This is a genomic window from Kitasatospora sp. NPDC036934 (assembly GCF_055608425.1).
This window is the reverse complement of record NZ_JBVJQR010000046.1, coordinates 23,947-37,100: the sequence shown is the minus strand read 5'-3', so window position 1 is coordinate 37,100 and position 13,154 is coordinate 23,947. Positions and strand designations below refer to the sequence as shown.

Here is a 13,154-nt window from a genome sequence, read left to right as displayed (position 1 = left end):
AGACGGGTGAGCTGTCCAGCAACGCGAGTCCCATGCCGGGCCATTGGGTGCCGTGGCCGGGGAACACGAACACCGTCTTCCCCGGAACGCCGGTGGTCCGGCCGGTCACCGCCAGGGGTGCCGCGTCCTCTCCGGCCACCGCCGCGAGTCCGTCGAGGAGTTCCGCGCGGTCGGAGCCGAGGACGACGGCGCGGTGCTCGAACGACGAGCGCGTGGTCAGCAGCGACCAGCCGACCTCGACGGGGTCGAGCCGCCGCTCCTCGACGGCGGTCCGCAGGGCGGCGGCCTGCGCGCGCAGCGCGTTCCGGTCCCGCGCCGACAGCACCCACGGCACGACCCGACCGCCGGTGGCCGCTGTCCCGGCTGCGGGCTCCGCCTCCGGTGCCGGGTCCCCGGCCGGCTCCCCGGCCGCCCGGGGCGGTTCGGCGACCACCACATGGCAGTTGGTACCGCCCATGCCGAACGAGTTGACCCCCGCGACCAGCGGCGCGTCCGGCCGAGGCCATGGCCCCGGCGCCGTGCGCACCTCGATGTTGAGCGCGACCGGGTCGATCATCGGGTTGGGCGTCTCGTAGTTCAGGCTGGCCGGGAGCCGGCGGTGCCGCACGCTGAGCGCGGTCTTGATCAGGCCGACGATCCCCGCCGCGCCCTCCAGGTGGCCGACGTTGGTCTTGGCGGAGCCGACCTGCAGCGGCCCGTCCGTGCGGGCGGTGGCGAGCGCGGCGCTCACCGAGGCGGCCTCGACGGGGTCGCCCACCTTGGTTCCGGTGCCGTGGAGTTCCACGTACTGGACGGAGCCGGGGGCGAGGCCGGCCCGGTCGTGGGCCAGGCGCATGACGTCCCGCTGGGCGTCGGCGCTGGGCACGGTCAGGCCGTCCGTCGCCCCGTCGTTGTTCATCGCGGAGCCGCGGATCACGCAGTAGATCCGGTCGCCGTCGGCCACCGCCCGGGCGAGCGGCTTGAGGACGACGAAGCCGCCGCCCTCGCCCCGGACGTAGCCGTTGGCGCGCGCGTCGAAGGTGTAGCAGCGGCCGTCCGGCGAGAGTCCGCCGAACCGTTCGGTCTCCACCGCGGTCGCCGTCGCGAGGTTGAGGTTGACGCCGCCGGCCATCGCCACGTCCGACTCGCCGGACAGCAGGCTCTCGCAGGCCAGGTGCACCGCGACCAGTGCCGAGGCCTGCGCGGCGTCCACGGTGAGGCTCGGGCCGCGCAGCCCGAGCGCGTAGGAGATCCGGTTGGCGATGATGCCGCGGCTGGTGCCGGTCAGCGAGTGCTGGTCGACGGCCTCGGGGCCGTGGTCGTGCAGCAGGGCGGCGTAGTCGTCGCCGATGGCCCCGACGAAGACGCCGACCGCCCGGCCGGCCAGGTCGGCGGGGACGGTCATCGCGTCTTCGAGGGATTCCCAGGCGAGTTCGAGCATGAGCCGCTGCTGCGGGTCCATGCTCGCGGCCTCGCGCGGCGAGATGCCGAAGAAGGCCGCGTCGAACCGGTCGACGCCGTCGAGGAAGGCGCCGTGCCGGAGCCCGGCGGTCCGGCCGGCCCCGCCGGGCCAGCGGTCGGGCGGGGTCGCCGAGACTGCGCTCCGCCCGTCCGTGAGCAGCTGCCAGAACGCGGCCGGGTCCGGTGCCTGCGGCAGGCGGCAGGACAGCCCGACGATGGCGATCGCGGCGCCCTGTTCGGGGAGGGCTCCCCCGGGGACGGTGAAGTCGTCGGGCATGGGTCCTGGCCGCCTTCCTCGCACAGCTGAAGATCGTCGGGTGACATGGGGAAACCGAGCGGCCAGGTCATTTCCTCGCCGCTCGGGGAAACGCGGGAACCGCGCGGCTCAGTCCTCCATGGAAATGGTCGCCTCGCAGATCGTGGTGTGTTCGTCGGGCCGTTCGACGAACTTGAAGGTCCGCGTTCCCGTCTTTCCGGCGTAGCGTCCGCTGACGCCGATCGCGGGGAAACTGTTGACGCGGAACTCGGTCCCGTTCGGGTCCTCCTGGGCGACCGGGCCGGTCCAGCTGATGACCCCGTCGGCGAGCGTCTCGGTGGCGGTCATCAGCTGCATCAGGCTGCCGTCCGCGGGGTTCCCGTAGACCACCGCCATGCCCTCCGACGTGGACACGAGCTTGCCGTCCGCGTCGTAGAGCTCCTCGGTGAACGTCAGGTGGTGCCCGACGCCGGGCCGGGTCTCACGGTGCACCGTGGTGTGGCAGACCTCGTGGAGATTCTCCAGATACATGGAATTCCGTTCTCCGTTCCGGACGGTGGCGGTGGACCGGCACTTCCGGGCCCGTCAGGAAATCATGGTCAACAGGCCTTAAACGGTCCTAAGAGAGCGGAGTGCCCGCGGGGCGCGGGACGGGAATTCGGGGCGGTGCGAACCCGCCCGCGACGGTGAAAGGCCGCGGCGGACAGCACGGGCGCTTCGCGCGCCCGGTGTCCGCCGCGGCCGGGTGTTCCGCCGTCAGATCACGTGGACTTCGGGCACGTACAGGATCCAGCGGCCCCCGGCCTGCTGGAACTCCTGCTCCTTGGCCATGATTTCCTCGGCGTGGTTCCAGGCGAACAGCAGCGCGTAGTCCGGGTAGGGGTCGCTGAAGGCCGCCGCCGGCCGGACCGGGATGTGCATGCCCGGCGTCAGGCGGTTCTGCTTGTCCGGCGTGGTGTCGCAGACGAACCGGACGAGATCGGGGCCGATCCCGCAGAAGTTCGTCACCGTGGCGCTCTTCGCGGTCGCGCCGTATCCGACCACGGTGCGGCCCTCCGCCCGCAGCCGGGTCAGCAGCGCCTTCAGGTCGTCCCGGATCGCGGTGACGTTCGCCGCGAACGCCCGCAGGGTGGCGAGTTCGCCGAGCTGCTGCGCGGCCTCCTCGGCGAGCAACCGGCCGACCGCCTCGGACGGGGTGCGGGCGCCCTGGCGGGCGAGCCAGTACCGCACCTCGCCGCCGTGCACGGGCAGCCGGTCGACGTCGACCAGTTCGAAGCCGAACCGCCGGGCGGCGGCCTGCACGGAGCCGGCCGAGAACACGAAGAAGTGCTCGTCGTAGATCTGGTCGAAGGACGTCTTGGCGACCACGTCGCCTAGGTACGGGTCCTCGAACACGAACACGCCGTCGGGCGAGAGCAGTGCGTCGACGCCGCGGAACACCGACTCCAGGTACGGGATGTGGCACATGGTGTTGGCGGCGTAGATGACGTCCGCCGGGCCCTCGGCGGCGTGCACGGCCGAGGCGGTGGCCTCCTCGAAGAAGTCGGTGCGCACCCGCACCCCCTTCGCCTGCGCCACCTTGGCGACGCCGGTGGAGGGTTCGAACCCGAGGTGGCGCACGCCGGCGTCCTGGACGGCCTTCAGCATGATGCCGTCGTTGCAGCCGATCTCCACCACGAACGGGTCGGGCCCGGTCAGTTCGGTGTCGAGCAGGCGCTGCGCGAGGCCGGCGAAGTGCTCGCGCATGACGGAGGAGCCCGACGAGTGGTACGGGTACTCCTCGTGGAACATCAGGTCCCGGGGGACCTCCTCGGTCAGCTGGACCATGCGGCAGCCGCCGCACTGGCCGACGGCGAGCCGGTAGAAGAACTCGCCGTCCGTGCGGTCCGGTTCGAGGAACCGGTCGGACAGGGGTTGGCGGCCCAGGTCGAGGAACTCCGTCACCTCGCCGCCGCAGACGCGGCAGGCGACCGGTGCGGTCACATCGGCTGGATCGGTCATGATCGAACTCCTTCGTGGTGGGTCAGAGCTCCGTCAGTACCTCGCGCAGCGCGCTGATGACCTTGTCCTGGAGATCCGGGGGCAGTGACGGGTACATGGGCAGGGAGAAGACCTCGTCGGCGAGGCGTTCGGTGACCGGCAACGAGCCCGGGGCGTAGCCGAGCTTGGCGAACCCGCTCATGGTGTGGACGGGCCACGGGTAGCTGATGTTCAGCTCGATGTCGTGCCGCTTGAGCCGGTCGATGATCTCGTCGCGGCGCGGGTGACGCGCGACGTAGACGTAGTAGACGTGTTCGTTGCCGGGGGTGACGGCGGGCAGGAGCAGGCCGCCCGGTCCGGTGAGGTCGCCCAGGCCCTCCTGGTAGCGGCGGGCGATCTCCCGGCGGCGCGAGAGGTAGGTGTCGAGCCGGGGCAGCTTGGTGCGCAGGATCTCGGCCTGGAGTTCGTCGAGCCGGCAGTTGTGCCCGGGGGTCCGGACGACGTAGTAGACCTTGTCCATGCCGTAGTAGCGCAGCTGACGGAGGTCCTTGGCGATGTCCGGGTCGTCGGTGAGGACGGCTCCGCCGTCGCCGTAGGCGCCGAGCACCTTCGTCGGGTAGAAGGAGAACGCGGCGACGTCGCCCATCGTCCCGGCGAGCCGGCCGTGGTGGCGGGCGCCGTGGGCCTGCGCGCAGTCCTCCAGGATCGCCAGCCCGTGCTCGGACGCCAGCCGTCGCAGCGGCTCCATGTCGACGCACTGGCCGTACAGGTGGACCGGCAGCAGGACCTTGGTGCGCGGGGTGATCGCGGCGGCGACCTGCGTGGTGTCCATGAGGAAGTCCTCCTCGCGGACGTCGACGAAGACCGGTGTCGCGCCGGTGTCGTCGATGGCGAGCACGGTGGGCGCCGCGGTGTTCGAGACGGTGATCACCTCGTCGCCGGGGCCGACGCCGAGCGCCTGGAGCCCCAGCTTGACGGCGTTGGTCCCGTTGTCGACGCCGACGCAGTGCGCCAGTCCGTGGTACTGCGCGAACTCGGCCTCGAAGCCGTGCACGCTTCTGCCGAGGATCAGCTGTCCGGACTCCAGTACCGTCTCGACGGCCGCGAGCAGGTCCGCCTTCTCCTCCTGGTACTCCGGAAGGTAATCCCATACACGAGTCGTCATGTTCCTCACCGTGACCTCGGGTCAGGATGCGGTGCATCCACGGATGTTCCGTCCTTGGTGGCGCGGGTCGCCCAGGTGCTCATGTAGTCGTTGTCCCGCTCGATGCCGAGCGTCTGGGTGCTCAGGAAGTCCACGGCGTCGGCGTAGGCGTACGGCTGCATGAACCCGCCGGCCCGCACGTCCCGGTAGAGCCGGGACAGCGGGTGGGCCGCGGTGAACGACGCGCCGCCGACCAGGGTGAGGCAGTCGTTCACGATTCCGGGGGCCAGTTGGTTGACGATCAGCTTGGCGCACTGGAACGGCTGCATCATCTGCCGGCCGCGCTCGGCGGGGTCCCCGGTCAGGTCCGCGCTACGGGCGTCGGCCGTGGTGAGCGCGGTGGCGACGGTGGCGCGCAGCGCGTACAGGCGGGCGCTCAGCTCGGCGACCAGGGTGCGCGCGGCGGCGGGCGCCGGCTCGGTGCGGCGGGCGAGCGCGGCCACCGCCAGGTCGTAGGCGGACTGCGCGACGCCGACGTAGGCGCCCAGCATCCCGATCGAGCTGACCGTCTGCCCGGCGAGCACCGCGTCGTTGCGGGCGCCGACCAGGTCGCGGACGAAGACGTCCTCGGCCGGGATCGGACAGTCGTCGAAGACGATGTCGACGGTGCCGGAGGCCCGCATCCCCAGGCCGTCCCAGTTGTCCAGGACGCTGAACCCGGGGGTGTCGCGGGTGACGACCGGGGACACCAGCCGGGGCGCCTCGCCGGGCAGTTCGGTCTTCGCGTTGATGACGAAGTGGGTGCCGATCGGCCCCATGCTCACCAGGGTCTTGCGGCCGGACAGCCGCCAGCCGCCCGCACCGTCGGGAGTCAGCCGGGTGACCGCCGTGTGGTGGTCCTTGATGCCCGAGCACACGACGGCCTCGCCGGCGACCATCATCCGCAGCAGCCGTTCGGCGAGGGCGCGGGCCGCCGGGCCGCCGTGCCGCCACTCGTAGCCGAGGGTGATGCCCCGGCTGAACTGCATGTGCAGCGCGAGCGCGGTGGAGGCGTCGGCGTGGGCGACGTGCACGAGCGCGGTGGCGACGTCGTACAACCGGTCCACCCCCAGACCGCCGAGTTCGGCCGGCACCGTCGCGCCCATCAGGCCGTCCTTGCGGAAGGCGTCGAAGGTCGCGGTGGGGAAGGCGCCGGTGCGGTCGTGTTCCGCCGCGGTGGCTCGGATCTGCGGCAGGTAGCCGGCGAGCCGCTCGACCAGGGCGCGGCCTTCGGGGGTCACCGGCTCGTGGAGCCCCGTTGGCGGGGTCTGGCGTGCCGTCGGTGTGGACATGGTGTGCTCCGTACTCTTTCCGTCGGCGGTCATCGGCGTTCGGTGCTCCCGGTCGTCGCTGCGTCGGGTCGTTCGGTGCTCCCGGTGGTCGGGTGTGCCCGGTGCGCGGTGCTTCCGGCCGGCCCCGGGCGTCGGCCGGCCGCTACTTCTTCAGCGGCTCCCACCAGGACCGGTTGTCGCGGTACCAGCGGACCGTGTCGGACAGCCCCGACTCCAGGCCGATGCGCGGCCGGTACCCCAGTTCGGTGCGGATCTTCGTCCAGTCGACCGAGTAGCGCCGGTCGTGTCCCGGACGGTCGGCGACCTGCCGGACCGCGGACCAGTCCGCGCCCAGCTCCGCCAGCAGCCGGACGGTCAGGTCGCGGTTGGAGAGCTCGGTGCCGCCGCCGACGTTGTAGACCTCGCCGGGCCGGCCGCCCTCCACCACGAGCTGGACCGCGCGGCAGTGGTCGTCGACGTGCAGCCAGTCCCGGATGTTCCCGCCGTCGCCGTACAGCGGGACGGGCAGGCCGTCCAGCAGGTTGGTGACGAACAGCGGGACGACCTTCTCCGGGAACTGGTAAGGGCCGTAGTTGTTCGAGCACCGGGTCACGGAGACCGACAGCCCGTGGGTGCGGTGGTAGGCGCGGGCGAGCAGGTCGGCACTCGCCTTGGAGGCCGAGTACGGCGAGTTGGGCTCCAGCGGGTGGTCCTCCGTCCAGGAGCCGGCCTCGATCGAGCCGTACACCTCGTCGGTGGACACCTGCACGACCCGTCCCACGCCCGCGTCCAGGCAGGCCTGGAGCAGGGTGTGGGTGCCCTGCACGTTGGTGTGCACGAAGTCGTCGGGGCGGCTGATCGAGCGGTCCACGTGGGACTCCGCCGCGAAGTGCACGACGACGTCCGCGCCCGGCAGCAGTTCGGCGAGCAGCTCCGGGTCGCAGATGTCGCCGACCACCAGCTCGAACCGGCGGTCGTCCGAGACGGGCGCCAGGTTCTCGGTGTTCCCGGCGTAGGTCAGCTTGTCCAGGACGGTGACCCGGGCGTCGGCGAACGCCGGGTAGGCGCCGGTGAGCAGTTGCCGCACGTAGTGCGACCCGATGAACCCGGCACCCCCGGTGACCACCACGCGTTGGTTCGACGACATGTCCCAGTACTCGTCTCAGTCGGTCTTGCCCGATATCGCCATGACGTACCGGCCGTAGCCGGACTTCTGGTGCTTGCTGCCCAGTGCGTAGCAGGTGTCCGCGTCGATGTACCCGAGGTTGAGCGCGATCTCCTCCAGGCAGCCGAGGCGTACGCCGCGCTGCTCCTCGGCCCGGACGAAGGCGGCCGCGTCGAGCAGTCCGTCGTACGTGCCCGCGTCCAGCCACCTGGTGCCGCTGCCCAGCGAGTGGATGCGGGCGCGGCCCTGGGCGAGGTAGGCGCGGTTGACGTCGGTGATCTCCAGTTCGCCGCGGGCCGACGGGGCGATGTCGCGCACCACGTCGACGACGTCGCCGGAGTACACGTACAGGCCCGTCACGATCTCGGAGCTGCGCGGCCGGGCCGGCTTCTCCTCCAGGCCGATCAGGCGTCCCGCGGCGTCCTTCTCGGCGACGCCGTAGGGGCGCGGGTCGGGCACGGTGTGGCCGAACAGGGTGCAGCCGTCGACCTCGGCCAGGCTACGGGTGAGCAGGTCCGGCAGGTTCGGGCTGGAGAAGATGTTGTCGCCCAGGATGAGCGACACCGGTCCGGTGCCGACGAAATCGGCGCCGATCCGGAGGGCGTCGGCTATTCCGGCGGGCTGCCACTGCTGGGCGTAGCTGATGTCCAGGCCGAGTTCCGCGCCGTCGCCGAGGACTTTCCGGAACATCGGGGCGTCGCTGGGGGTGGTGATGATGAGGAAGTCCCGTATCCCGCCCAGCATCAGTGTGGACAGCGGATAGTAGATCATGGGCTTGTCGTAGACCGGGAGCAATTGTTTGGAGAAGGCGACGGTCAGCGGATGGAGCCGAGAGCCTGTTCCCCCGGCCAGAATTATTCCCTTCACGGGCGGCACCTCTGCTACCTGGGATCGAGCGTCTGATTACTGGGGACCGAGCATATTCCGGTCGTTCACCGGGCACTCACGGGGCTGGGTTCCGCAGTCGGCCGCGGCCGCCGGGCGGTGCCCAGGTACCGCGAACTCGGCCGCTCCACGAGCACGTACAGCAGCCGCGCCGCGACCAGGGCGATCACGAAGGTCAGCACGATCCAGCCGATCCCCTCCAGTGGGGAGAGGACCTTCCGGAAGCCGAGTTCCTGGCGGGCGCGGACGAGTACCAGCACGTGCAGCAGGTACAGGGCGAAGGACGTCTCCCCGAGCCAGAGCATCGGCCGGCTGGACAGGAACGTGCGCCCCCCGTTCGCCTCGTGGCACGCCACCGCGGTGATGAACAGCGCCATCGGGACGAGCAGCACCGCGTTCAGCGAGTAGTGGTACGGCGTGTAGTAGGCGGCGATGTAGCCGACGACGAGCAGCGCCAGCGCGGGGAGCCGTCCGAGGCGGATCCAGCGGCCCTCCAGCACGATCCGCGCCATCAGGATGCCGAGCAGGAAGTCCAGCAGCCGGACCGGCGGGAAGGTGAAGACGAACCAGTACTGGACGATCGGGTCGTGGAGCCCCGTGTTGCCCAGGGCCAGCTGGAACCTCGGTTCGGTGGGCAGCAGTTCCGCGACCAGGGGCACGCACAGCACCAGGACCACGATCCCGCCCGCCGCCCACCAGAGCCGCTCGGCGGGGATCCGCCGGATCGCCTTCAGCAGGAACGGGAACAGCAGGTAGAACAGCACCTCGCAGGAGAGCGACCAGGTCACGTAGTTGAAGCTGAGGAAGGTGTCCATCCTCGGCACCCACGCGTGCAGCAGCGTCACGTTGAACACCGCCGGCACCACCGCCGCGCTGACGGAGGCGTAGAGCAGCACCGACAGCACGAACGTCACGAGGTGGTTGGGGAAGATCTTGAACATCCGCCGCCGCCAGAACTGCCGCACGGTGTCGTACTTGCGCGCCGACCAGGTCAGGATGAAGCCGCTCAGTACGAAGAAGAACGTGACACCCAGCGACCCGAGGTGCTCGGTGATCCGGGCGAACGGGTCGGACCCGGGCGTGGAGGTGCGGAACACGCTCATGGATGCCGCGTGGAAGAGGAACACGCCCAGGGCGAAGAGGAACCGCAGCCCGGTCATGGAGTCAAGTCTTCGCACCCTGGTCTCGTCAACTGCCATGTGTACGCTCCTGTCTCGGGGTTCACGGTCGTGATTCACGGTCGTGCACATGGCCGGTTGCGGCCGCTCGGGTGTTGTCCTGTTCACGGTCGCCGGGTCCGCTAAAGCCGGTCTTGTCCCCGGCTAGGGCGTGTCACGGGACCGGCCCGGGGTGTCCCCGGCCGGCCCGGACCGTGCCCCGCGGGTCAGCGGCGGGCCTCGACCGACTTGATGACCTCGCGGGCGACCAGGTCGACCTCCTCGTCGAGCAGGTCCTGGTGCGCGGGCAGCAGCAGGGCGGTGTCCGACACCGTGTCGGTGACGGGCAACACGGTCTGCGCGGCGCCGTACCGCTGGACCCGGTGCAGCGGGTAGTAGCGCCAGGAGGTGTAGATGTCGTGGGCGAGCAGGTCCTCGCTGACCCCGTCGCGGATCTCCTGGGACTCGAACCGCAGCCAGTAGAAGTAGTGGGTCGACTCGTGGCCCTCCGGCACGGCGCACGGGGTGCGGACCCCCGGCACGCCCGCCAGCGCCCGGTCGTACCGCTGGGCGATGGCGCGCCGCCGCTCGACGAAGCCGCCGAGCCTGCGCAGCTGCACCATGCCCATCGCGGCGGTCATGTCGTTGCCGACCAGACGCCGCCCGATGTCCTCCACCTCGAAACTCCACCACAGGTGCTTGGACTTGGTGGCGGTGGTGAAGGAGCTGCGGTCCTCCAGGCCGTGGTAGGCCAGCCGGCGCGCCCGGCGGGCCCCCTCCGGGTCCCGGACGTACAGCATGCCGCCGTCGCCGGTGGTGATGACCTTGCGGGCGTCGAAACTCCAGATGCCGTAGTCCCCGAAGGTGCCGCACCGGCGGCCGTGCGCGCTGGAGGCGACCGACACGGCCGCGTCCTCGATGAGGGCGACGCCGCGCTCCGCGCAGAGCGCGGCGATCTTCTCCACCTCACCGGGGTAGCCGCCGTAGTGCAGGACGATCACGGCCTTGGTCCGCGGGGTGAGCACGGCGAGGACGTCCTCGACCCGAGGGTTGAGGGTTTCCTCGTCGATGTCGCAGAACACCGGACGGGCGCCGGCGTCGACCACGCAGTTGGCGTTCGCGATGAAGCCGTTCGACGGCAGCACGACCTCGTCGCCCGGTCCGACGCCGAGCAGGTCCATGGTGAGGAACAGCCCGGAGGTAGCCGAGTTGAGGAACAGCACGTTGTCGGCCGACACCCCGAGGTGCTGGGCGAACAGCTCCTCGAACTCCTCGGTCCGCGGCCCGTACCCGAGCCACTTGCTGTCGAACACGGCGCTGACCGCGGCGAGTTCCTCCGCCCCGATACTTGGCTGGGTCACATTAATCATTACGCGTCTCCAGATCGAGGGGTACGGTGGTCGGCGGTGGCTCGGATGATGTGCCGACGACCACCGGGCGGTGCACATGGATAGGGCGAGTTTCGGACGTCCGGCTAAAGGTGTCCTAAACCTCGGCCGAGCCCTCCGGTTTTAGGGGTGCTTCAGTCGGCCGGGATATCCGTTGGGAGATCACGAAGTTCCCGGCCGGGCGAGCGCCCGGTCGTCCAGCGCACCCCGGAGGTAGCATGGCCGAGAGCGTCGGCGCGGTCGACAATGCGGTTTTCGACGAGCGCCTTGCCAATTTCCAGAACTGGCAGGAAACCCCGTGGGGGCAGCTGCGCTATTCGGTGGTGGCCGCCAACCTGGCCCGCCACCTGGGCGACGGACCGCTGCGCGTGCTGGACGTCGCGGGCGGCAACGGCAAGGAGGGCGTCCGGCTCGCGCTGGCCGGCCACCGGGTGACGATCTTCGACGTGGCGCCGGTCTCCCTCGACGGGGCGCGAAAGCTGGCCGAGGAGCGCGGGGTGTCCGACCGCGTCGACGTCCGCGAGGGCGACGCGCACGATGTCCCGAAGCTCTTCGCGGGCCAGGAGTTCGACCTCGTGCTCTGCCACAACCTGCTGCAGTACGTGTCGGACCGGGCCGAGGTCTTCCGGGGCATCACCACCCTGCTCAAGCCGGGCGGCCTGCTCTCCGTGGTCTGCCCCAACACCTACGCGGTGCCGCTGGAGGCAGCGGTGCGCGAGCTCGACCTCGAAGCGGCCCTGCGTGCCGTCGACGCCCGGACCAAGCCGAACGTCGTGTACGGCAAGGACATCGACGTCCTGACCGCCGACGAGATCGCCGGCCTGTACCGCGAGTCCGGCCTCGACGTCGTCGGCACGCACGGCGTGATGAACGTCTGCAACCTCATCGCGGACAACGACATCAAGCACGACCCGCGGTTCTTCGCCCGGCTGGAGGAGCTGGAGATCGCCCTGGCGGGCAGGCAGCCCTACCCGTCCACCGCGCGCATGTTCCACCTCATCGGGCGTCGTCCGAGTTGATGGCCTCCGGCACCTGCGAAGGGATCCCGTCATGCGGGTTCTGATCACCGCGGCCACCTTCCGGTCGCACCTCTATCCGTTGGTCCCGCTGGCGTGGGCGCTGCGCGCGGCGGGACACGACGTGCGGATCGCCGTCCAGCCGTCACTGGTGGGCGACGTCACCGCCGCCGGCCTGCCGGCCGTCGAGGTCGGCAGCGGCCCGGACTTCATGAGCGAGCTCAAGAAGTCCATCGACTCGGGCGGCGGCACCCCGCCGGGCACCGCGCCGAGCATCGAGAAGATCGTCGTGCCGCACATCCGGATCGCCGAGGCGGTGGTGGCCGACCTGCTCCCGTTCGCCCGGAACTGGAAGCCGGACCTGGTGGTGGCGGACCCGGCCGCGTTCGCCGCGCCCGCGATCGCCAAGGCCGCCGGGGTCCCGCTGGTCCTGCACACCTGGGGGCCGATGCCCCACCAGCTGTGGGCCGACCTCACCTCCGAGCGCGCGGTGCGCGAGAACTGGCCCAAGGACCTGGTGGCGTTCCTCGACACCTGGAACGTCGAACTCGGCCCGGACTACGCGGACCTCGTGGTGGACCCCTGCCCGGAGGAGCTGCTCGCGATCCGGATGGCCAAGCGCCAGGAGGCGCGGTACGTGCCGTACAACGGCGCCGCCGTCACCCCGGCCTGGCTGGACGAGCCGAAGCGGCGGCCGCGGGTCTGCATCACCTGGGGTACCACCAGCGAGTTCATGGGCCCGGAGGTGCTGCGCCCGCCGCTGCTGGCGATCGAGGCGCTGGCCGGCCTCGACGTCGAGATCGTGGCGGCGCTCGGCAAGGCCGGCCGGGAGCTGCTCGGGGACGGGAGCGAGCAGGTCCGGGTGGTCGACTGGATGCCGCTGTCGATGCTGATGCCGACCTGCGACGCCCTGATCAGCCAGGGCGGCCCCGGGACGGTCCTGGCCGCCCTCGTCAACGGTGTGCCCCAGCTGGTCGTTCCGCAGATCAGTGCCCAGCCGCTCGGAGCCGAGCTGCTCACCAAGAGCGGGGCGGGCCTGACGCTCAGGCCCGACGAGCTCACCGCGGAGTCCGTCGTCGAGACCGTCACCGAACTGCTCGACGGGGGCTCGGTGGGGCCCGCCGCCCGGGTGCTCGCCGAGCGGAACGCCGCCCGGCCCGACCCGACGCAGCTGGTCGCCACGCTCGGCGCCCTGGCGGCCGGCCGGTAGCGGTCGGTCGGTAGCGGTCAGCCGGGCAGGGGCTGGGCCGGGCGGCGGTCAGCCGTCCGTGCCCGGCCTGTTCGGTCGGTGCCCGGCCCTGTTCCACGCCTGCGGGCCGCGGACGACCCCCCTCCCGGGGTCGTCCTCCGCCCGCCAGCGTCACTCGGCCACCGGTTGTCCACCGCGGCGTCCACCCCCGCCTGAGGGAACGA

The 13,154-nt window shown here is 71.1% G+C and carries 11 protein-coding genes; 2 read left to right on the top strand and 9 right to left on the bottom strand.

Going from position 1 to position 13,154, the window contains the following annotated elements; translation table 11 throughout:
- From ACZ7BZ_RS36595 to ACZ7BZ_RS36555, 9 genes are all read right to left on the bottom strand, one after another.
- Positions 1-1,717, bottom strand: a 1,717-nt coding sequence (locus tag ACZ7BZ_RS36595; RefSeq protein WP_470362129.1) for a type I polyketide synthase, incomplete at its 3' end; no start/stop codon positions are given.
- Positions 1,718-1,825: 108 nt separating this feature from the next.
- A complete protein-coding gene (locus tag ACZ7BZ_RS36590) occupies positions 1,826-2,227 on the bottom strand; it encodes an allene oxide cyclase barrel-like domain-containing protein (RefSeq protein ID WP_380454584.1) in 402 nt (133 codons plus the stop codon).
- A gap of 225 nt (positions 2,228-2,452) precedes the next feature.
- Complete coding sequence (locus ACZ7BZ_RS36585; RefSeq protein WP_380454586.1) at positions 2,453-3,697, bottom strand: methyltransferase domain-containing protein; 1,245 nt, start codon at positions 3,695-3,697, stop codon at positions 2,453-2,455.
- Between the two features lie 22 nt (positions 3,698-3,719).
- A complete protein-coding gene (locus ACZ7BZ_RS36580) occupies positions 3,720-4,841 on the bottom strand; it encodes a DegT/DnrJ/EryC1/StrS family aminotransferase (protein ID WP_470362128.1) in 1,122 nt (373 codons plus the stop codon).
- A 5-nt stretch (positions 4,842-4,846) separates the two neighbouring features.
- Positions 4,847-6,151, bottom strand: a complete 1,305-nt coding sequence (locus ACZ7BZ_RS36575) for an acyl-CoA dehydrogenase family protein (protein ID WP_470362127.1) — start codon at positions 6,149-6,151, stop codon at positions 4,847-4,849.
- 142 nt (positions 6,152-6,293) lie between these two features.
- Positions 6,294-7,277: a dTDP-glucose 4,6-dehydratase gene (rfbB, locus tag ACZ7BZ_RS36570; RefSeq protein WP_470362126.1), complete on the bottom strand. Its 984-nt coding sequence runs from the start codon at positions 7,275-7,277 to the stop codon at positions 6,294-6,296.
- Positions 7,278-7,292: 15 nt separating this feature from the next.
- Entirely contained in the window at positions 7,293-8,162 is an 870-nt protein-coding gene (gene rfbA / locus ACZ7BZ_RS36565) for a glucose-1-phosphate thymidylyltransferase RfbA (protein WP_470362125.1), read from the bottom strand.
- A gap of 65 nt (positions 8,163-8,227) precedes the next feature.
- Positions 8,228-9,340: an acyltransferase family protein gene (locus ACZ7BZ_RS36560; RefSeq protein WP_470362124.1), complete on the bottom strand. Its 1,113-nt coding sequence runs from the start codon at positions 9,338-9,340 to the stop codon at positions 8,228-8,230.
- A gap of 224 nt (positions 9,341-9,564) precedes the next feature.
- Entirely contained in the window at positions 9,565-10,707 is a 1,143-nt protein-coding gene (locus ACZ7BZ_RS36555) for a DegT/DnrJ/EryC1/StrS family aminotransferase (protein ID WP_470362123.1), read from the bottom strand.
- 236 nt (positions 10,708-10,943) lie between these two features.
- Between ACZ7BZ_RS36555 and ACZ7BZ_RS36550 the strand changes: the two genes are divergently transcribed.
- Positions 10,944-11,744, top strand: a complete 801-nt coding sequence (locus ACZ7BZ_RS36550) for a class I SAM-dependent methyltransferase (protein WP_380454599.1) — start codon at positions 10,944-10,946, stop codon at positions 11,742-11,744.
- Between the two features lie 31 nt (positions 11,745-11,775).
- The gene (locus tag ACZ7BZ_RS36545; RefSeq protein WP_465749018.1) at positions 11,776-12,951 is read left to right on the top strand and encodes a nucleotide disphospho-sugar-binding domain-containing protein; all 1,176 of its coding nucleotides are present in this window, start codon (positions 11,776-11,778) and stop codon (positions 12,949-12,951) included.
- Positions 12,952-13,154 lie beyond the last annotated feature (203 nt).

Bases quoted from the DNA above. Each gene is read 5' to 3' on its own strand.
- ACZ7BZ_RS36560 (WP_470362124.1), bottom strand. From the start codon at position 9,340: ATGACCGGGCTGCGGTTCCTCTTCGCCCTGGGCGTGTTCCTCTTCCAC.
- rfbB (WP_470362126.1), bottom strand. From the start codon at position 7,277: ATGTCGTCGAACCAACGCGTGGTGGTCACCGGGGGTGCCGGGTTCATC.
- ACZ7BZ_RS36580 (WP_470362128.1), bottom strand. From the start codon at position 4,841: ATGACGACTCGTGTATGGGATTACCTTCCGGAGTACCAGGAGGAGAAG.
- ACZ7BZ_RS36585 (WP_380454586.1), bottom strand. From the start codon at position 3,697: ATGACCGATCCAGCCGATGTGACCGCACCGGTCGCCTGCCGCGTCTGC.
- ACZ7BZ_RS36550 (WP_380454599.1), top strand. From the start codon at position 10,944: ATGGCCGAGAGCGTCGGCGCGGTCGACAATGCGGTTTTCGACGAGCGC.
- ACZ7BZ_RS36555 (WP_470362123.1), bottom strand. From the start codon at position 10,707: ATGATTAATGTGACCCAGCCAAGTATCGGGGCGGAGGAACTCGCCGCG.
- ACZ7BZ_RS36590 (WP_380454584.1), bottom strand. From the start codon at position 2,227: ATGTATCTGGAGAATCTCCACGAGGTCTGCCACACCACGGTGCACCGT.
- ACZ7BZ_RS36545 (WP_465749018.1), top strand. From the start codon at position 11,776: ATGCGGGTTCTGATCACCGCGGCCACCTTCCGGTCGCACCTCTATCCG.
- ACZ7BZ_RS36575 (WP_470362127.1), bottom strand. From the start codon at position 6,151: ATGTCCACACCGACGGCACGCCAGACCCCGCCAACGGGGCTCCACGAG.